The 21,411-nt window shown below is 19.7% G+C and carries 20 protein-coding genes and 3 tRNA genes; 8 read left to right on the top strand and 15 right to left on the bottom strand.

Annotated features, from left to right (window positions below; translation table 11 throughout):
- Positions 1-26 precede the first annotated feature (26 nt).
- The 8 genes from BUCIKOCA2762_RS01135 to BUCIKOCA2762_RS01105 form a co-directional block, all read right to left on the bottom strand.
- Entirely contained in the window at positions 27-1,007 is a 981-nt protein-coding gene (locus BUCIKOCA2762_RS01135) for a DNA polymerase III subunit delta' C-terminal domain-containing protein (RefSeq protein WP_154028618.1), read from the bottom strand.
- A 12-nt stretch (positions 1,008-1,019) separates the two neighbouring features.
- On the bottom strand, positions 1,020-1,265 hold the full coding sequence (gene acpP / locus BUCIKOCA2762_RS01130; protein ID WP_154028616.1) for an acyl carrier protein: 246 nt from the start codon (positions 1,263-1,265) through the stop codon (positions 1,020-1,022).
- Positions 1,266-1,341: 76 nt separating this feature from the next.
- Positions 1,342-2,079 carry a 3-oxoacyl-ACP reductase FabG gene (gene fabG, locus BUCIKOCA2762_RS01125; protein ID WP_154028614.1) on the bottom strand — a complete coding sequence of 246 codons (738 nt, stop codon included), beginning with the start codon at positions 2,077-2,079 and terminating at the stop codon, positions 1,342-1,344.
- Positions 2,045-3,013: an acyltransferase domain-containing protein gene (locus BUCIKOCA2762_RS01120; protein WP_154028612.1), complete on the bottom strand. Its 969-nt coding sequence runs from the start codon at positions 3,011-3,013 to the stop codon at positions 2,045-2,047. The genes fabG and BUCIKOCA2762_RS01120 overlap by 35 nt, the downstream gene beginning before the upstream one ends.
- Positions 3,014-3,217: 204 nt before the next feature.
- A complete protein-coding gene (rpmF, locus tag BUCIKOCA2762_RS01115) occupies positions 3,218-3,406 on the bottom strand; it encodes a 50S ribosomal protein L32 (protein WP_154028610.1) in 189 nt (62 codons plus the stop codon).
- 111 nt (positions 3,407-3,517) lie between these two features.
- Positions 3,518-4,135, bottom strand: coding sequence for an RluA family pseudouridine synthase (locus BUCIKOCA2762_RS01110; protein ID WP_232036827.1), 618 nt, complete (start codon positions 4,133-4,135; stop codon positions 3,518-3,520).
- A gap of 86 nt (positions 4,136-4,221) precedes the next feature.
- Positions 4,222-4,467, bottom strand: a complete 246-nt coding sequence (locus BUCIKOCA2762_RS02075; RefSeq protein ID WP_232036826.1) for a S4 domain-containing protein — start codon at positions 4,465-4,467, stop codon at positions 4,222-4,224.
- A gap of 593 nt (positions 4,468-5,060) precedes the next feature.
- Positions 5,061-5,762, bottom strand: a complete 702-nt coding sequence (locus BUCIKOCA2762_RS01105; RefSeq protein ID WP_154028608.1) for a hypothetical protein — start codon at positions 5,760-5,762, stop codon at positions 5,061-5,063.
- 1,200 nt (positions 5,763-6,962) lie between these two features.
- Between BUCIKOCA2762_RS01105 and BUCIKOCA2762_RS01100 the strand changes: the two genes are divergently transcribed.
- The 4 genes from BUCIKOCA2762_RS01100 to BUCIKOCA2762_RS01085 all read left to right on the top strand — a co-directional run bounded on the left by BUCIKOCA2762_RS01100 (position 6,963) and on the right by BUCIKOCA2762_RS01085 (position 8,340).
- The gene (locus BUCIKOCA2762_RS01100) at positions 6,963-7,610 is read left to right on the top strand and encodes an outer membrane beta-barrel protein (RefSeq protein WP_172598354.1); all 648 of its coding nucleotides are present in this window, start codon (positions 6,963-6,965) and stop codon (positions 7,608-7,610) included.
- A gap of 421 nt (positions 7,611-8,031) precedes the next feature.
- A tRNA-Ser gene (locus BUCIKOCA2762_RS01095) sits at positions 8,032-8,116 on the top strand.
- 24 nt (positions 8,117-8,140) lie between these two features.
- Positions 8,141-8,211 (top strand) — tRNA-Cys (locus tag BUCIKOCA2762_RS01090).
- A 44-nt stretch (positions 8,212-8,255) separates the two neighbouring features.
- Positions 8,256-8,340, top strand: a tRNA-Leu gene (locus tag BUCIKOCA2762_RS01085).
- 15 nt (positions 8,341-8,355) lie between these two features.
- Here the strand turns inward: BUCIKOCA2762_RS01085 and BUCIKOCA2762_RS01080 are convergent.
- Entirely contained in the window at positions 8,356-9,387 is a 1,032-nt protein-coding gene (locus tag BUCIKOCA2762_RS01080) for a methyltransferase (protein ID WP_154028604.1), read from the bottom strand.
- A 247-nt stretch (positions 9,388-9,634) separates the two neighbouring features.
- On the opposite strand from BUCIKOCA2762_RS01080, the gene minC reads away from it, so the two are divergent.
- From minC to minE, 3 genes are read left to right on the top strand one after another with little or no spacing between them, the layout of a single operon-like run.
- Positions 9,635-10,357, top strand: coding sequence for a septum site-determining protein MinC (gene minC / locus BUCIKOCA2762_RS01075; protein ID WP_154028602.1), 723 nt, complete (start codon positions 9,635-9,637; stop codon positions 10,355-10,357).
- Between the two features lie 37 nt (positions 10,358-10,394).
- Positions 10,395-11,207, top strand: a complete 813-nt coding sequence (minD, locus tag BUCIKOCA2762_RS01070) for a septum site-determining protein MinD (RefSeq protein WP_154028600.1) — start codon at positions 10,395-10,397, stop codon at positions 11,205-11,207.
- A gap of 5 nt (positions 11,208-11,212) precedes the next feature.
- Positions 11,213-11,455 carry a cell division topological specificity factor MinE gene (minE, locus tag BUCIKOCA2762_RS01065; RefSeq protein ID WP_420022476.1) on the top strand — a complete coding sequence of 81 codons (243 nt, stop codon included), beginning with the start codon at positions 11,213-11,215 and terminating at the stop codon, positions 11,453-11,455.
- A 28-nt stretch (positions 11,456-11,483) separates the two neighbouring features.
- On the opposite strand, the gene tsaB is transcribed toward minE, so the two are convergent.
- From tsaB to zwf, 3 genes are all read right to left on the bottom strand, one after another.
- On the bottom strand, positions 11,484-12,158 hold the full coding sequence (tsaB, locus tag BUCIKOCA2762_RS01060) for a tRNA (adenosine(37)-N6)-threonylcarbamoyltransferase complex dimerization subunit type 1 TsaB (RefSeq protein WP_172598353.1): 675 nt from the start codon (positions 12,156-12,158) through the stop codon (positions 11,484-11,486).
- 42 nt (positions 12,159-12,200) lie between these two features.
- Positions 12,201-13,778 (bottom strand): TerC family protein, encoded by a 1,578-nt coding sequence (locus BUCIKOCA2762_RS01055; protein WP_154028594.1) that lies wholly within the window; start codon positions 13,776-13,778, stop codon positions 12,201-12,203.
- A gap of 1,032 nt (positions 13,779-14,810) precedes the next feature.
- Positions 14,811-16,277: a glucose-6-phosphate dehydrogenase gene (gene zwf, locus BUCIKOCA2762_RS01050; protein ID WP_172598352.1), complete on the bottom strand. Its 1,467-nt coding sequence runs from the start codon at positions 16,275-16,277 to the stop codon at positions 14,811-14,813.
- Between the two features lie 414 nt (positions 16,278-16,691).
- Here zwf and pyk point away from each other — a divergent pair, with 414 nt between their 5' ends.
- Positions 16,692-18,134: a pyruvate kinase gene (gene pyk, locus BUCIKOCA2762_RS01045; protein ID WP_154028590.1), complete on the top strand. Its 1,443-nt coding sequence runs from the start codon at positions 16,692-16,694 to the stop codon at positions 18,132-18,134.
- Between the two features lie 356 nt (positions 18,135-18,490).
- Here the strand turns inward: pyk and BUCIKOCA2762_RS01040 are convergent, their stop codons facing one another.
- The 3 genes from BUCIKOCA2762_RS01040 to infA form a co-directional block, all read right to left on the bottom strand.
- Entirely contained in the window at positions 18,491-19,216 is a 726-nt protein-coding gene (locus tag BUCIKOCA2762_RS01040; protein ID WP_154028588.1) for a YebC/PmpR family DNA-binding transcriptional regulator, read from the bottom strand.
- Positions 19,217-19,324: 108 nt separating this feature from the next.
- Positions 19,325-21,040, bottom strand: a complete 1,716-nt coding sequence (aspS, locus tag BUCIKOCA2762_RS01035; RefSeq protein ID WP_154028586.1) for an aspartate--tRNA ligase — start codon at positions 21,038-21,040, stop codon at positions 19,325-19,327.
- A 129-nt stretch (positions 21,041-21,169) separates the two neighbouring features.
- Positions 21,170-21,385, bottom strand: a complete 216-nt coding sequence (infA, locus tag BUCIKOCA2762_RS01030; RefSeq protein WP_154028584.1) for a translation initiation factor IF-1 — start codon at positions 21,383-21,385, stop codon at positions 21,170-21,172.
- Positions 21,386-21,411 lie beyond the last annotated feature (26 nt).

Genomic DNA, 21,411 nt, shown 5'->3' with positions numbered 1-21,411 from the left:
ATCCTTATTTTTGTTAAAACTATATATTAAATACATAGTGTGTTCATCCAAGACAAAATAAGCTCTATAAATATTAATTTTTTATCAATTTTATATGAATTAGATAATATTTGCGTATATTGAGTCCAGGCAATTAAATTATTTATCAATATTTGGTTATTAGTAATATTAGCAATTTTTTTGATTAATTGTATTTGATCTAAATTTTTAATTTTATATTTTTTACATATTCGATATTTTATTACGTCTAATAGTAAGTAACAAATATATTTTGTTATTATAAATGAATCATATTGAAGCGCTATATTTAATAGTTTATTGTTTTTGTTATTAACAAATTTATAAACTTCTTGCATAAATATGTTTCTTTTTTTAAATGCATGATTATTTAAAAATTTATGTGTAGATATTGGAGAATTATTATTAATACGTAACGCTGTTAATAATTGTACATAAGAGTAATACTGGTTTTTTTTTTTTAACCATTTTATAGATATTATTTCTTTAGGATAACCAATATAATAAAGAGTAGATCTACTTTTAATAGTTTGAATAATTTTTGTAATATTTGTAGTACGTAAAAAAAATATAGTATTTTTTGGAGGTTCCTCCAAAGTTTTTAACAAAGCATTATTTGATTCAGTAGTAAAAATATTAATATTAGGAAAATATACTATTTTTGTTCCTCCTTGTTGGGATGTTTTGTATATATTTTCGATAATTTTGCGAATTATATTTATACCAATATATTTATTTTTAGGAATACTATAAGAATTATAAAAATCGGGATGATTTTTTTGATTAAATAATAAACATGATTGACAATTATTACAATGAGCGTATCTATTTTTATTAGAACATAATATCCATTTGGATATATTTAAAATTAATTGTGAAGTTCCAACACCAATTATTGATTGTATTAAAATTATTGGATGTAGTTTATTTTTATCATATTTATTAATTAAATCTTTATATTGATGTATTATCCAAGGATATATATTCATATATATAAAATATTATTTTTTCTTGTTAAATTTTTGCATAATAAACGTGATAAGATCTTGTACAGATTTTATTTTTTCTGTTTCCATATCAAATAATTCAATTTTTAACTCTTCCTCTAATAACATAATCAGTTCTATAAAATCCAATGAATCTGCTTGTAAATCTTTTTTAAATTCGCTATTTAATGAAATATTTGTTTTTTTTTCTTTGAATTGATTTTTAATAATTTTTTTTATGCGATTAATGATATTATTCATATAATAATCTCTATTTTAGTTAATAAAAATAATAATAATTTTAATTGAAATAGTTTATTTATGTATATTAATAATTTTATGTGGCAAGGTCAATATACATTCCTCCATTAACATGAATATTTTGACCAGTTATATATGATGATCGTTCTGATGATAAAAAAGATACTACATATGCAATATCTTGAGGTGTTCCACATCTTTTCATGGGTATTTTTTTGATGATTTTGTTTTTTTGTAAAGATAATATTTTTTTTGTCATATCAGTTATTATATATCCGGGGGACACTAAATTAACAGTAATGCCTTGTGATGCTACTTCTAATGCTAAAGATTTAGAAAATCCAATTAATCCAGATTTTGATGCAGCATAATTTGTCTGTCCTTTTTGTCCGATACATGCTATAACAGAGCTAATTACGATAATACGCCCGTATTTTTGTTTCATCATAGGCGGTATAATAATTTTAGTTATATGAAATATTGTAGATAAATTAATATCAATAACAGTATTCCATTTTATATCTGGCATTGTTATTAGTAAATTATCATTGATAATACCTGCGTTATGCACAAATATGTCAATAATTTTATATTTACTGATTAATTTTTTAATTTTTTTTTTTGTTGCGGGTATATCAATAAAATTTATTAGTATACCGATTCCTTTGTTTTTTAATATTTTTTTTATTTTATTTATTCCTATTTCAGTAGTAGCTGTACCTATTACATATATTCCTAAATTTGCTAATTCTAATGAAATTTTTTTACCAATACCTTTATTAGCTCCTGTTACTAAAGCAATTTTTTTTTTCATAATTTTTAAGTATATCCATAACTAATGATAGTTTTTGATCACTGTTAGTAGAATATGATGAGATATTTAAATATTTTTTATTTAAATTAGTTAATATTTGTCCCGGACCTATTTCAATAAAAAGGTTTACTCCCATGGAAATAATTTTTATTATACTTTTCTCCCATTGTATTGTTTTATATAATTGTTTAACTAATGAACAATATATATCTTTTTTGGAATATAATATAGTAGCTTTATGATTGCTAATAATTGGATAATTTCCTTTTAAAATTGTTATTTTATTTAAATAATGAGAAAATTTTTTTTTATGGTTTTTCATTAATAGGCAATGTGGTGTAATTAACATGGGTAATCGGATTACTTTCACATGTAGTTGTTTTTTAAATATTAAACCAGCACTATAAACAGCAGAATAATTTCCTGTAATTACTACTTGTTCATTTGAATTTATAATTGAAATAAATACTTTTTTTTTAGTAGAAATTAATGAACAAATTTTTTTAACTAAAATGTAGTTTAGTCCAATAATAACTAATGTTAATATTTTTACATTTTTAACAGCTAATAACATAATTTTATTACGTATTTTAATAAATTTTAATGCTTCTTGAAACAATATATTACCATTACATACAAGAGCAGAATATTGTCCTAAGCTATGTCCCGCTATAATTGTAGGTTTAATGGATATTTCTTGACTTAATAATCTATATATTGCTATAGATGAAATAAAGGTTAATAAGTACATATTTTTATTTAAATAAATAGAATTATTTTTTTTTTTAAAACAATTATAATAAATATTATCATGCAATATATCTGAAGCTTCATTAAATGTATTTTTGATAGTAATGTGATTCTTAATAAATGATTTTAAAAATTCTATATTATGTAGTCCATATCCGGGAAAAATTAATGAAATTTTATGCATAAATTAAGATTACCGTTTTGCTCTATATACTATATTGTACATAGAACAATATTTTTATTATTAATATTATTAATTTAATTATTAAAAATGACATAATAATAATGTTATTATTTATTGATATCATCATGAATTTTGTGATTATCTTCTATAATAATAAATATTAAAAATTGAATATATTCAATATATATAAATTTTTTTAAAATATTATTGTTCGGATTTTTTATAAAATAAAAATGTTTTTTTACCCTTATAAAAACCTTTTTGTGTAACATGATGTCGAATATGTAATTCTTTAGAGGTTCTTTCGATAGAAATTTTGTTTTTATAAACATGATCATGAGATCGTCTCATACCTCTTTTAGATCGGCTAGGTTTGCTTTTTTGTACTGCCATTTTTTTTCCTTCATTTAATTAATAATAATTTTATTTTTATAAAAATATTTTTTAATATTTTTAATTATTTTTAATAAAATATAATGTTTTTTAAATTTAAAATTATAGAATTTATTTTTTTTTTGAAAAAATTTTTAATAAATTTTTAAATTGATCATCTAATGGTGCTGTTATAAAAATTTTTTTATTGTTTTTAGGATGAAAGAATAAAATTTTATAAGCATGTAAGAGTAATCTATTATTTTTTTTATTAATTATTTTTTTTTCTATTTTATGATTTCCGTATTTTTGATCAAAAATAATAGGATGTCCAAATTGTGATGTGTGTACTCGAATTTGATGTGTTCTACCTGTTATAGGGACAATAGATATTAAAGTAGTATTATAAAAATATTGACGTACTTTAAATTTAGTTATTGCGGATTTTCCGTTTTTATGAATACATACTTTTTTTTTTTGATTTATACCTTTTTTTTTTAGTAATGGAAGATTAATAGTAGTATTTTTTTTATTCCAATGACCGTGCAATAATGCTAAATATTCTTTATGTATTGTTTTATTTCGTAATTTTTCATGCATTATTTTTAATATAGATCGTTTTTTTGCGAGCATTAATATGCCAGATGTTTCTTTATCAATGCGATGAATAAGTTCTAAATATGTTAATTCTTTACGGATATTTCGAAATATTTCTATTACTCCGTAATTAATTCCACTACCCCCGTGCACAGCAATTCCGTGTGGTTTATTAAAGATAATTAAATATTTATCTTCAAATAAAATATTTTTTAAAAACAGATTAACTACTGATTTTTTTAAAAAAATATTTTTTTTTTTACTTCTACTGAAATAGAATATAGTGTAATGCAGTCATTAACTTTTAATTTATAGTAAGGATGTACTTTTTTTTTATTAATTTTTATTTTTCCGATTCTTAAACTACGATATATCATACTTTTTGGTAGATTTTTTAAAGATTTAAATAAAAAATTATCAATTCTTTGTTCTGACATATTTTTTGTAATTACAATAGATGTATTTATAGAGTTTATAATGTTCATATATTAATCTTTATAATAAAAATTATTTAATATATATAATTATATATTATTTTTGGTAAATCTATTGATTTATTAGTATTTAATGATATTTTTATATAATTTTATTTATAAAGCAATTAAATAACAGAGATATTATTAATAAATAGTTTATTAGATATTTTATCTATATAATCTTATAAATAATTGTAATAATTTTTATTAAAATTTTTTATAATTATTGTTTAATTTAATTATTTTAAGTTAATTTTTTATAAGTATTAATAGAATAAATTTTTATAAAAATAACTTTAAATTAAATTTAAATATATGAATTTAATTTTAGTAATATGTTTATTTTTATAAATATATATTTTTTATAAAAAATTTTATTTTTTAATAAATTATATTAATAATTAATGAAATAATCTGGATTGATAATTATTTACGTCGTTAATATATTAACGACGTAAATAATGTAGTTATATATATAAAATGTTTGTAATATTATAAAAAATAAATATTTTATTTTTATTTTAATTAACAATTAAATTAATATTTAACAAAATACTATATAAATAGAAACTGGTTGAAATCCAGTTTCTACAATTAATGCTTTAATCTATCGCCATATCTGATTCAATCAATCGAATTATATTTATTGCATTTATTAATTTGGTTGTTGTTTTTTTGTAATTTTTAATCAACATATCCCTTGACATATCCTTAGATTTAAGTTTTAAATCATTTTTTTTATATTTTTCTAACCCTGATGCATTTAAATCATACATTTTGCTGTCATGACGTGCTATTACATCGTCATCACTTAATGATGTAGATTTTAATTGTCCTAAAAATACTGGTTCATGACCTTTTTTATGAATATCTTCTTTTATTACAATTACTCCGCCAGCTTTTATAAGTATTTTTTGATTTTTAGGAACAACAATTGGTTGGTCGTGATTGTTTAGTGCGGTATAGTTGTCCATAGCCACTTCTCTATTTTCGTTTATAGTTACATGACCATCACGTATAAATCTTTCATAACCTTGATCATCTAATACTGAAAACCAACCAGTTTCTGTATCTTCTGTATTAATAGAAGAAGAATCGATATTAGATGGTCGAATATGTATAGAATCGGATTCTATATCTTGTTTTTTTATTATTTTTCTAGCGTCAGATAATACTTTAATGTTATATATATATTGTTTGTTAAAATCTGTATTTACTTGGTCATTTTTTTTCTTATTTATAGTTTTTTTGCTTATTATATTTTTGTCTTTTAAAATAGTAGTTGAATGTATTGTAGTTTTCATCGAAATCTCCGTTTTTTAAAGATATAATATTTTTATTAATCTATAAAAATATTAAGATATAGTAATAATTAAATTAATTAATTATTTATTAATGTTACTAAAATTTTTACTTTTAATTTTAAATAATAAATAAAATTAAAAATATATATATTAACAATAATATATCAAATATATTTTTAATTAAAATATATTTTTATATTGATTAATAATTATACCATATAAATATTAAATTTATTAATAAATTTAATATTTATTTAATGTTTTTTTATTAAAAATATAAATTATTGTTTTTTTAATATACAAATATTGAATATTTATTAATATATATATACCATATAAAATTCAATTTTTAATAAAATTTATATATTAAAATATTTAATTTTTATGTGTATCAATATTTTTATATTGTACAAATAATTTAGTTATTTATTTTTATTTGAAATAAATAAATCTTATTATATGTATGATATAATAAAGCAGGTAATATTTGTATGTTACATATTTAAATTTATATATATGTATATATATACAATATATATAAATTTTTTAAAAAATATATCTTTTATATTCTTATTTTGAACACAATAATAGTATGTACATTAATTTTCAAAATATTTAAATAATTAACTAAAATATTAACTTTTTTATTTAATTTATAAATTTTTAAATTATTAATATTAATTATTTTTAATAACTATTTTATTTTATTTTTAGGATATAAATATATTTTTACTATTATATTATAATTGTAATTATTATTACAATTTAAATATTTTATTATTTTTATTTTTATAAATTTTATTTTATAATATTAATGCTGTTATAATAATTAACTAATGAAATCTATTGAGTGATAAATTATAATATTAATTATACGGTAATTTATAATTACATCGTTGAAATTATAATTATGTTTAATTATTCTTGATAAGTATATTAAACATTTTAATTAAAAATAATATTATTAATGTTATTCAACTGTATTAATATTATCATTAATTATAATACAACATTATTTTTTTATGATTAATAATCCTATTAATATAATTACAATGTATTAAAAAATTATATAATTTTTATATAATTAAAATTTAATTATTTTAATATTATGAATATTGTTTATTGATTTGATAATTCATGTCAATGACATTAAGGCATATGAATTATTTTTATACTTTTACATAAAAGAATGGAATGTATATGAAAAAATTTGCTATTATATGTATTTTGTTTGTAACTAGTTTCTTTTCAACAGCTCATGCAAAATCTATATCTAGGTCAGGAAAATGGAATTTTGGAATTCAATGTCATGCATTGCATCCAATAAAATTATATAATAAATACAAGAATTTAGATTATTTGAATTATAATAATATAATACAAGGTATTATTGCACTACGTCCTGGTATTTTTTCAAAATATCAGTTTAATCCTCATTTCAATATAGAGTTAAAATCTAATATATTGGAAAATGTTATTAAAGATATTAAGCATAATACATTCAGTACATATTTTTCTAACATAGAATATGCTGCGAATATTATTCATCCAATTAAAGATAAGATTAATGTTTATACTAAAATTGGAGCTCAATTAACGGCTGAAATAAATAATAACAAATTAACAGATATTTTTATGTTACAAAAATATAAACAGTTTTATCCAATTTTTTCTGTTGGTATGGAATATTTAATAAATCAATATGTACATTGTGATGTGCACGTTAATATCAATAAAAAATTAAATCAAGTAAATTTTAAAAGTTTGAATAGTTTATTAAATAATATAAATGTAGGAATATCATGGAAATTATATCCTCATATTAAAATCAAGAATTCTAATATCTAGAAAAGTAATATAGAATTATTCTATATATAGAAGCTTGATAGAAAATTAAAAATATAAAAATAATATTTTTTATTTAACTAATTTCAAATTATATATAAATATATATCATAAACTACATATATAAAATAATAGAATTTTATTATTAAAAAGATAAAATTTTTTAATTACTATTAATTCTACAATGAATATATATGATAAATTTTTTTTAATAATATATTTATTAACAATATTTGAATTCTTAAATACTTAAATAAAAGTTAGTCATTATTAATTAGCAATTATTTATTGTATATTAAACAATTATTAATTAAAATATATATATAAATTAATATTAAATATATGTAGTTTTAAAAAAACGTTTTTGAATTACTTTACTTTTTTTTTAGTTCTTAGTATAATATATTTTGATATATTCATATTAGGAGGAATGGCTGAGTGGTTTAAGGCAGCGGTCTTGAAAACCGTCGATGAGAAATTATCCGAGAGTTCGAATCCCTCTTCCTCCAATTTAATCTACATATATTTAATATGGCGCGTTGACAGATTGGTGATGTAGCGGATTGCAAATCCGTGTAACCCGGTTCAATTCCGGGACGCGCCTTCAGTACAGTTTAATGTTATTGTTTTTTTTAATAATAATTTATTGCCCGGGTGGTGAAATCGGTAGACACAAGGGACTTAAAATCCCTCGGCTTTTATGGCTTTGCGGGTTCAAGTCCCGCTCCGGGTAAAAGTATTAATTATTTTATTTAATTATTTGATATATTTTATAATCATATGTTTTTAATAAAATACTATAATTTATATTATATTTTTTAAAAATATAATTACATGATATAAAAGAACTAATCACGATACGTAATTCACCTTTTTTTTTTAAATAATTTTTTGCGTTTTTTATTATGTTAGTGATTGTATTTAAATTAATATTCAAATGATCATGAAAAGGGGGGTTAGATATAATTAAATTATAATTTTCTTTTATTTTAGAATAAATATTACTAAATAGTACTCTTCCTGAAACATGATTTTTAATTAAATTTTTTTTACTACACCATATTGCTGAATTATAAATATCAATTAATGTTAAATCTATTAATGGATTTTTTATTGCTAATGTAATACCTAAAATTCCCGTCCCGGACCCTATATCTAATAATTTTCCTTTGATACGTTTATTAAATGTTGATATTAATAATTTGCTACCTGTATCTATTGTTTTATATCCAAATACTCCTGGTAAACTATAAATAATTGTATTTTTCCAAATATATTTTTTTATAAATTTTTGAAAAAAAAATTTTGGTTTTTTTAATACATATCCTTGATATAAACAGCAGTTTCTAGCATAATCTATTTTTTTGAATTTAATATAATTAAAAAATATTTTATTAATACTATTAATTCCGCTTTTTTTTCTACCAATTACATATATAATACAATTATTAGAGATACATTTTAATAGATATGTTAGTTGTAACTGAGATTCTTTTTTGTCTTTTATCCAAAAATAAATTAATTGTTGATATTTATATATTTTATTTGGATTATCGTAATAATTAAAAATTATATTTTTTTTTATTGTATTTGATTTTATTTCATATAAATTATAATATTGAGTATATATAATAAATTTTTTAAATAAATTTGTATAACATATATCTTCTGGAATGAATCCTGATAAAATAGTAGTGTTATTGTCTAATATTTGAGAATTTTTTATTAATAATTTATGCTCTTTGGAGATTTTTAAATATTTTTTGTTTTTTTTATTCATTATTGTTAATAATATAATTATTAAAAAGTTTAGTGATTTTTTTGAAATTAATTTTTTAATTTTTAATAAAATATTTATTTTTATTAAAAATTATATGAGCAATTATTTTGACAGATATTAATTTTTTATTTATTGTATGATTATACAATTATATTAATATTATTGAAATATACATATCTTGATATATAAATATTTATTTATAATAATAATTGATTTATAATAATTTTATTAGTAACTGAGTTAAAATATGAAAAATAAACAAATAACTTTTAAAAAAAAAAATTTCACTATTTTGGTGATTTGCTTAAATCAAATAAAATTTGATTTTTTTAAAAATTTTTTATATCAACAGATTCAAGAATCTCCTTCTTTTTTTAAAAATATACCTGTTGTACTAAACATAGAAAATTTATTCTATTCATTAGATTGGATTCATGTAAAAAATTTTATTTTATCTGTTGGTTTGTTTTTAATTGGTATTATTGGTTGTAAAGACAAAAATTTAAAAAAAATAATTTTACAGTCAGGAATACCTATTTTATCTGAATCAAAAATCATAATATCAAAATTATATAAAAATTTTAATAGTGATCAATACAATAAAAAATCTATACATTTATCATTATCCCAGATATCATCTTATCAAAGTGATATAATTGACTCTATAATACGTTCTGGTCAACGAGTTTATTCGCCATATAATGATTTAATAATTACTAATAATGTTAGTTCAGGTGCTGAATTAATATCAGGTGGTAATGTCCATATATATGGTGTAATGCGAGGTCGAGTGTTAGCGGGAGTAAATGGAGACGTTACTAGAAAAATTTTTTGTACATCTTTATTTGCAGAATTAATTGCTATTGCGGGAGAATATCTGACTATTGAACAAATACCAATTAAGTTTTTAGGTAAAAGTGTTGAAATTAGTTTAATAAAAAAAATTTTATTTATTAAAAATTTAAAATAAATATTTATTTATTTTATAAAATAAAGGTATTAATTATATGTCTCGAATCATAACTATTACTTCTGGTAAAGGAGGTGTTGGAAAAACAACTTCTAGCGCTTCTATTGCTACTGGTTTAGCGTTATGCGGAAAAAAAACCGTAGTAATTGATTTTGATATTGGATTAAGAAATTTAGATTTAATTATGGGTTGTGAACGTCGCGTAGTATATGACTTTATTAATGTAATTAAAAAAGAATCCACTTTAAACCAAGCTCTTATACGAGATAGACGTATAAAAAATTTATTTTTACTTCCAGCATCTCAAACAAGAGATAAAGATTCCCTAACAAAATCTGGAGTAGAACAAGTGTTACATGTACTTTTAAAAATGGGTTTTGATTTTATTATTTGTGATTCCCCTGCTGGTATAGAAAATGGTGCAATTCTTTCATTTTATTTTTCTGATGAAGTTATTATCGTAACTAATCCAGAAATTTCATCTATTCGAGATGCTGATCGAATATTAGGGATAATATCATCTAAATCAAAAAGATCTGAAAATAATGATACCCCAATAAAAGAATATTTACTTTTGAATAGATATAATTCAGAAAAAGTAAAAAAGGGTGATATGTTAAGTATGGAAGATGTCATAGATATATTACAAATCCCTTTAATTGGAGTAATTCCGGAAGATTGTTCTATTTTAAAATCTTCTAATCAAGGATTATCTGTTATATTGGACACTACGTCTATTGCTGGACAAGCATATTCCGATACAGTGCAACGATTATTGGGGATTGACGTCCCGTTTCGATTTCTTTTAGAGGAAAAAAAAAGTTTTTTACAATGGTTATTTAGGAGATAAATATAATGTTATTAGATCTATTTTTGTCTAAAAAAAAATATACAGCTAATTTAGCTAAAAAAAGATTAAAAATAGTAATTCAGCAAAAACAAAAAAGTGGATATGAACCGCATTATTTTCCGCAATTAAAAAATGATTTATTATTAGTAATTGCGAAGTATGTCAACATTGAACCAAAAAAAATATTGGTTCATATAGGACGAAATAACAATATTTATGTATTAAAAGTTAATATTCCTTCATATTAAATTATAATATAATTAACAATTATATTATTTAACGTATTGTATGTAAATATCTTGGATATATTTGTGTTATTGGGGAATATTTATAATATTTTAAATATTTTATAGCACAAGAAATGATATCTTTAGAATGTGGAGTAGTAATATGTGTATAAAATAATTTAATAGATTTTTTTAAATTTTTTGTATGTATATTTAATCCAATTGCAGACCACACGCCTGAACATTTCATTATTTTTTTTTTAATTATGTTAATATTTTTAAATAATTTTTCGGTATATCCGCCAACCCATAAACCTATTTTATTTTTGATATATTTGGCCCAAAAGATTTGATTTTTAGAGATTTGAATTGCAATTAAAACACGTTTTATTTTATTAATTTTCCAACTCTGTTCTGACAAAATTTGTAATGTAGAAAAACCAATAATAGGAATTCTGTAAATAATAGATATTGTTTGCGAAATTCCTATAGATATTCTAATTCCAGTAAAACTTCCGGGTCCTATTGTACACGTGATATAATCAATATTATTTAATGTAATATTTGCTTTATTTAGAATTTTTTTAATCATATTAAGTATTTTATTTTCATGATTTTTAACACATAGTTTAAATAAACTATATGTTTTTTCGTGATGTAATAAAGATACAGAAGAAGAATATAAAGTAGTATCTAAAGCTAGAATTGTGTTGTTAAAATTCATATTCAATGTCATCCTTATGATATTTAATAAATATTAATATTTTTAAATTATTTTATGTTTAGTAATTTTTATTAAAAGTATTTGATATGAACTAGATTTTAGTATATGAAAGTAATAATATTTATAATAAAGAATTGTTCCCGTTACAGGAATTTTTTTATGTTTGTTTATTAAAAAATCAGCTATTGAATTACAGCTATTATTGGATGATATAAAATCAATATTTAATATTTTTCTTAAATTATTTAAATGCGTAGTACCTTGCACAATCCAATTATCTTTATTAATAATAACTTCAGGTTTATAACTTGAATCTAAGAATTTTCCTACAATTTTTTTAAATACATCTACTGGTTTTATTATACCTTGTATAATTCCGGATTCATTACTGATTATAATCATGTTGTGTTGTGAATAACGCAATAAATGTAATACATTTATTATATTTAAAATATCTAAAATAATTATTGGCGGATACTGTATTGCAAAATTATGTATGTCTTCATTATTATTAATAATTTTAATTAATTTTTTTGTCGGAACTACACCAATAATTTCGTTTAATTTATTTTGACATATTGGTAGAGTACTATATGAAGTATTTGCTACAGTATTTTTTATATTTTCATAATCTTTTGTAATATCAATCCATACAATATCTTTTTTAGGAATCATAATATCATTAATTGAATAGTTACTTAATTTTAATGCATTAGTAATAATATTGATTTCTTTATTCTGCATTTCTTTAGAATAACTTGTATTTTTTAAGTAAAGTTTACTGTTATTTTTAATATATTTGGAAGGAATTAAATTTTTTTCTTTATTTTGATTATTTGGAATAGTTTCTTTAATTATTTTAAATATAGCATGTGATATTTTTTTTCTAAAAGGTTTTTTTGATTGTTGAATAGTTATATTTCTAATTCTTATTTGATTCATAAGTTCAACAAATAAAGAAAATATAATAGCTGTATATAAATATTCTTTTGGGATATATAATCCTAGCGATTCTGTAATTAAATGTAAGCTAATCATTAATAGTAAACTTAAACATAAAATTATTATATTTTTTTGTGAATTAATAAATTTAATAAATAATTGAGATAAAAATATCATTAATATTGTGGAAATAGTAACCGCAGATATCATAATTAGCAAATTATTTATCATTCCTACGGCTATCATAATAGAGTCAATAGAAAATATTGCATCTAATATTACAATTTGAAACACTATATACCAAAAATTTTGTGTTGTTTTATTTGTTTTAGATTTTGAATCAATATTTTTAATATTATTGATTAATTCAAATATTGATTTGAAAAATAAAAATATTCCTCCTATTAATAATAAAATTTCTTTGATAGAAAAAACGAAAAATTTACTGACTATTATAGGTTTAGTTAAATTTATTAATCGTGATGCAATAATTAATAATCCAAAACGCATAAATAAAGCTAATATTAAACCAGTATATCTTGCTTGATTACGTTGGTTATAGGGTAATTTTTTAGATAAAATAGCAATAAATATTATATTATCAACACTTAAAATTATTTCTAAAAATATTAATGTAAACAGACCCGCCCAAGCAGATGGATCTAAAAAAAAATACATAAAAAAATACTCCAAAAAAGATATTAAATATCATTAAAATTAATTAAAAAGTATATATTTTTGTTTATTAAATATATACAATTTATCGATTTTATTGTAATAATGCAAATATAATATTTTTATTAAAAAATTATTTTATATATTACAATATATTTTATATTAAATGATTTATTAAAAATAAAAATTATTTTTTATAAAATTAGTATTTAATATATATAAATTAATTTTATATATCAATTAATAATAATTGTATTATTTATAATATTTATATATAGATATTATCTATATATAAATATTTATAGTTTATGTATCAATAAGAGTGTCATTTATATAATAAAAATTTTTTATTTTATACGGTAAAATTATATATTATTAATAATAAATTTTTTTTTATTAATAATTAATCATTGATATATATGTTTATATTGATAAAATAAATAATTTAAATAAATAAAAACTATACTTAATATAGAATTTTTTATTATTATTTAATAATTATATAGATATTCAATTTAATAATTCAAGTTGTTTTTTATTAAAACAGATAAATAAATATTTTTAATGTATTTTATAAATATTTTACAAATTATATTTAATTAAATATTTAAAATATTACATATTATTGATAATAATTTAGTTTTTATTAAATATATAATTCTAATTTTTTATTTAATAATTTTAAATTAATTATTTAAATATTTAAATTTAATTAAAAAAAATAATTTAATAATAATAACTATTAATTATATTTTTAATAAAAATTAATTATTTTGATTAATTTTTTAATATTAAAAGGATATATATTATCCCAATTTAATTATAATTATTAATATAAATACTAATTTATATTATACAAGAACATGTATTATATTACATGTTAAAAAAAATTATTAAAGAATATAAAAATATTTATATATTTTATAAAACTTTCAATATACTTACGATATAAAAATTTTAAATAATATCTTTATTTCAAAAGAAATATAAAATATTATAATAAATAATTATTATTTATGTGTTTGTAAATTTCCATTAATGATTATCCCAATTTTTATTATCTTGCTGTATTAATTTATGAGATGATTCTGGTCCCCAAGTACCTGCAGAATAATATTGCAATAGAGACGGATATTCTTGATATGCTTGTATAATTGGATCAATCCATTTCCAAGAATATATAATTTCTTTTTGATGAACAAACAAGAATTTGTTATTTTGCATGATTTCAGTTAATAATCGTTCATATTCTTCAGGTATGTAGTGGTGTGGAAAAAATTTTTTATAATCATAAGATAACTCTAAAGGTTTTAGTTTAAAGCTTGAATCTAATTTAGGAATTTTATTAAATAATTTTATAGCGATTTTAGAAGTTGACTGTAAGTCTACAGTAATACGATTTAATTTATCTTGTGACTGTATATTATTAAAAAGCATATTTTTTGTTTTTTTTAAAAAAATAACAATTTTTGAACATTTTTTCTTTAATCTTTTTCCTGTTCGAATATAAAAAGGAACATTTTTCCATATTTTGGTATCTAAATATAGTTTCATAGCAACAAATGTTTCAGTAATACTATTTTTTTGAGCTTTATTTTCATGTAAATAATCGAGCACAGGTTGATTATTAATAATTCCTTTAGAATATTGTCCTAATGATACATATTTATGTATATTATTTTTATTAATATTACGCAAAGATTTTAAAATTTTTATTTTTTCGTCGTAAATATGATTTTTATGTAGTGATTTGGGGGTATTCATTGCAAAAATAGAAATAATTTGCAAAATATGATTTTGTACCATATCTATAATTTGTCCAGTTTGATCAAAATAATTCCATCGATTTTCTATTCCGATACTTTCTGATAAGGTAATTTGTACATGATCTACATAATCTTTATTCAAAATATTGTAAAATAATGGATTAGCGAATTTTAATGAAATAAGATTTAATATTGCTTCTTTACCTAAATAGTGATCAATACGAAATATTTGTTTTTCAGAAAAATATTTTTTAATAGATTGATTAATATCATAGAATGTATTTAACGATTTTCCAATTGGTTTTTCTATAATAATTTTAGAGTTATCTTTGTTACACTGGATAGAGGCTAATCCCTTACAGATTTTTACGAACATATCAGATGATACTGCAAAATAATGAATTAAAATATCATATTTGTTTTTAATAAAAACAATTAATTTTTTAAAATTTTGAATTTTATTGATATTTATTTTACAAAAGATAAAACGTTTTTTAAATTTATTCCATACAGATAATTTTATAGTTTCATTTAAGAATTTTTTTAAGGCATTATAAATAATATTTATATACTCCTTATTACTAGAACTAGAGCGACTAATACCGATAATTTGTACATTATTTGTAAGTTTATTTTTTTTTTCTAATCGATATAAAGCTGAAAATATTTTTCTTTGAACTAAATCACCTTTAGTGCCAAAGATAAATAAATTATAATTTTTTTTTTTTGACGTCATGATAGACCTTATTATTGTAATATTTATATAATATAAATTTATTATGAATAAAATAATACATGAATTATACATAAATTATATTCATTGATATTAATTCGAATATTTATAATTAAAAATTTTTAAAATTTAAAGATATATTTTTGTTTTTTGTAAATATACAAAATTAATTTATTAATTAGAAAATTATTTTATATATGTAATGAATGTTATAAAACAATATGTATAATGGAGTATATAACATATATATAAAAAATAATAATTTTAGTTAATGGTAAATTTTATATATATTAATATATTGTAGTACAAATAAAATTATTGATATTATCATGGCATAGTGTTTTTATATTTTAATTAGAATAATTATTCTACTAAAAACAATTATATATAATATATATGTATTTAAGGAAGTATTAAATGACTAATTTTATTAGAAGAACAAAAATTGTTGCTACATTAGGACCTTCAACTGATGATAAGCAAGTTTTAAAAAAAATGATACAATCTGGAGCTACTGTATTAAGATTAAATTTTTCTCATGGTACGGCAGAAGATCATATTAATCGAGTAAAAAAAATTAGATCAATAGAAAAAGAATTAAATTGTTTTGTAGCATTAATCGGAGATTTACAAGGACCTAAGATACGTATTTCTAGTTTCAAGACAAAAAATATTTTTTTAAATAAAGGAAATTTTTTTACTTTAGATTTAAACATTCCTGAACATCAAGGAGACATTAATACCGTAGGTATTAATTATAAGAATCTTCCTGAAGAAGTATCGTGTAATGATATTCTATTATTAGACGACGGAAAAATACAATTAGAAGTTATAAAAATAAATAATACAAAAATTTTTACAAAAGTAATTGTTGGTGGATATTTATCTAATAATAAAGGTTTAAATAAACTTGGAGGAGGTTTATCTGCGTCTGCTTTAACGAAGAAAGATAAACAAGATATAAAATTAGCCGCATTACTGGATGTAGATTATTTAGCTGTGTCTTTTCCAAGATCTCCAGAAGATTTGCAAAAAGCGCGTTTATTAATACAGCAAGAAGGTAGTGTAGCAAAAATTATTGCTAAAATTGAACGAGCAGAAGCTATACTATCTGATCAAATAATAAAAGATCTTGTATTAGCGTCTGATGCGATTATGATTGCAAGAGGTGATTTAGGTGTTGAAATTGGTGATTACCAATTAATCGGTATACAAAAAAAATTAATTAAAATATCAAGACAATTAAATCGTGCAGTGATTACAGCAACACAAATGATGGAATCTATGATTGTAAATCCGTTTCCTACACGTGCAGAAGTTATGGATGTTGCTAATTCTGTTTTAGATGGTACAGATGCAGTAATGTTATCAGCAGAAACAGCATCTGGAAATTTTCCTGAAATAACGGTACAAACTATGTCTAAAATTTGTTTAGGAGCTGAAAAAGTTCCGTCTATAAATATTTCCAAACATCGTTTACATAAAAAATTTAATAGTATTTCTGAAACAATTTCTATGTCAGCTATGTATGCTGCTAATCACTTAAATAATGTTTCTGCAGTTATTATTGCATTAACGTCTCATGAAATTGCTTTATTAACATCAAGAATTACATCTGGATTACCAATTTTTTATATATCTAATTGTGTTAAACAATTACGTTTATCTTCTTTATATAGAGGAGTAATTCCGATACATATAGATGATAATTTTATTAAAAACAAAATTACTAATAATAGTATACAATTATTAAAAGATAAAAAATTATTAAATAAAAATACTAATATTGTTATGATAAAATCTAATCAAAAAAATGGTAATGAAATTGTTAATATGTTTAAAATTATAAAAGTTACATAAAAATATTTTAATATATTTTTGTAAATTAATAAAATTCTGTATTGACTAAATATGATGAGATACGTATATATAAATATATTGACGATAAAAAAATATTTTTAGTTAATATAAATAACTTTTATATTCCATTTTACAAAAATATTATTTATTTATCATAAATTTAAATATATTAAACTTAATTTTTGTCATATATAGTCAATTCAGAACATTCATATATATTTTTAAATCATTAAAAATAGATTACGTTATTGATATAAAGTACAGTTATTTTTAAACTAATAAAAATTATTGAATATTTAAACATGCATATTATATATTTTTAAAAAATTTGTTAAATTTATAAAATTACTGTTTTATTAATAAATTTTCCCATTATGAACTATATATATAGTTTCTTTTAGTTGTTTCAACAAATTAATCATATTTATGATTTTATTATTATTATTAGAGTCTAAATTTTGCATAATTTTAGGAGTAATTAACATATTAATATTATTGATAATTATAGAATAAGAGGATAAGTATTGTTTTATTATTTTTAAATTTTTAATTTCAACGTTTATATATAAAAAATTTTTATTTATTCTATTATTATGTAAAAGATTATTTTTATTAATTATATCTAAAATTAGATTTTTATTGTTTATGTTAATATTAATTTTTAATATATAAAAAAAATTAAATAAATATTTAATATTTTCGTATTTTGTCAAACGCGCATTAAATTGAGAAAAAATATTTCTTATATTAGATACTGTTCTATTACTATTATCAGTATTACAATGTATAACAATTGCAGTACCTGCTGGACCGTATCCTGCATATTTCATGGTTTTAAATGTATATTGTTTGTTTGATCCGGAACTACGTTGTATAGCATTATTAATTAATTTTTTTTTTAAGTTATATGAATGAGCTTTTTCTAAAATATTTCTTAATTGAAAATTTTGATTAATATCTGATCCATTTTTTGCGCTAGATGTTGCGATTTCTTTGATAATTTTAGTAAATATTTTACTACGTTTCACATCCTGCGCGTATTTTCTGTGTTTTGTATTTGCCCATTTGCTATGCCCGGCCATGTTTCCTCATTTATAAAATATAATAATTTTTAAAATATATAAAATAGATTTTGTGATTTTTAATACTCAAGTTAATTATAATTTATACGTTTAATATTTCGTGTATTATTAGCAAGGCGCACCTGTCATTAAACAAGTTGCAGAAGTAGTTTTTGGAAAAGCTATTACGTCAGTAATGGTATTACTATCTGTTAATAACATAGTTAATCGATCTAAACCTAGAGCTAATCCGGAATGAGGAGGTGCACCATATTTTAAAGCATTAATAAAAAAATCAAATTTTTCTTTTTGTTGTATTTTACTTATTTTTAAAATATTAAAAATTTCAGTTTGTATTTTAAAATTATAGATACGTTGAGAACCACCGCCTATCTCATATCCATTAATAACTAAATCAAATGCACTAGATAGAATTTTTAGCGGATTTTTGGAAATTATGTTTATATTTGCATCTTTTGGAGCAGTAAACGGATGATGCATAGATTTTAAATTATTATTTTTATCTTTTTTAAATAAAGGAAAATCTATAATCCAAACAGGACATATATTGTTAAAATCAGTAATTTTTAAATCAATTCCTATTTTTATTCGTAACGCACTTAATGCTTTATTTGCTAAATTTGATTCTTCTGCTACTATAAACAATATATCTCCATTGCATGTAGTAGTATTAGATATTATTTTAGATAGTATATTTTGATCAATATTATTATTAAATATGTTATGATTATTAGTAATTTTTTTTTCTACATTAATAATTTTTATATACATAAATTTGTGTATATTTATTTTTTTTAATAATTTTTTATATATTTTTATTTGACTATCTGAAATTTTTTTTGTTCCATTAGGAATATTAATAGAAATAATTCGATTAATATTACTGTTTAATAACCACGGAAAAAAAATAGTGTGTTTATCTTTAAATAAATGATTTAATTCAATAAACTTAATAGAATTTCTTAAATCAGGTTTATCTGTACCATACATAAATATGCTATCATAATAACTAATTGTTTTTATTTTTTTTATTTGTATATTTTTAATAGATAACCATAATTTTTTTATTAAATCATTAATCAGTATTTGTAAATAATTTGTTTTTGTAAACGCTACTTCAATATCTATTTGGGTAAATTCAGGCTGTCGATCTGAACGCAAATCTTCATCTCTAAAACATTTGGCTATTTGATAATATCGATCTATGCCAGATATCATTAATAATTGTTTAAATAATTGAGGTGATTGTGGTAACGCATAATATTTTCCGGGATATAATCGACTATTAACTAAATAATCAGATGCTCCTTCTGGTGTGGATTTGGTAAGAATAGGAGTTTCAACTTCTATAAATTTATTATGTATAAAAAATTTTCTAATTAATCTATTAATTTTACTTCTTATTTTTATATTATTAAACATAATATCACGACGTAAATCTAAATAACGAAATTTAAACCGTATATCTTCTTTATTTTTTTTTCCGTAATCTAAGGGTATAGGAAGGGTTTTATTGAAAATAAATAACTTAAATGCAACAATTTCCATTAAATTGACTGATATACAGTTTTTAAATAAACTTTTCTGTTTTTTTAAAGTTACTAATCCATTAACTTGTATGCAAAAATCGTTACGTAATTTCAATGCTAATGAAAAATTATTAATATATTGTTTATTAAAAATAACTTGTATAATTCCTGTAGTATCTCGTATATCAATAAAAATAATATTTTTTAAAATTCGTGTTTTTTTTACCCATCCACATATAGTAATTATTTTATTTATATCTGTTGGTACTATTTTTCCGCAATACTTTGTACGCATAAAAATCCTAATATTTTATTTTTATAAAAATTTATTGAAAATTATAAATACAGATTATATTGATAATAATAAACATTATTTTTATAAATCTTAAATTTTTTATATATAATCAAAAAATTATTTATAAATTTATCTACTTCTAAAAATAATTCTTCCTTTGCTAAGATCATAAGGTGTTAATTCTAATGTAACTTTATCTCCAGTTAAAATTCTTATATAATTTTTTCTCATTTTTCCGGATATATGAGCTATAATGATATGTTTATTTTCTAATTCTACTTTAAATGTAGTATTTGGCAAAGTATCTATCACTATACCTTGCATTTCTATGTTTTTTTCTTTCATAAATTAATTCCTTATATACTTAATAA

It is taken from the genome of Buchnera aphidicola (Cinara kochiana kochiana), assembly GCF_900698905.1.
Lineage (GTDB): Bacteria > Pseudomonadota > Gammaproteobacteria > Enterobacterales > Enterobacteriaceae > Buchnera_F > Buchnera_F aphidicola_W.
Note: the sequence above shows the minus strand (reverse complement) of the source record. Positions and strands in the feature narration are given on the sequence as shown.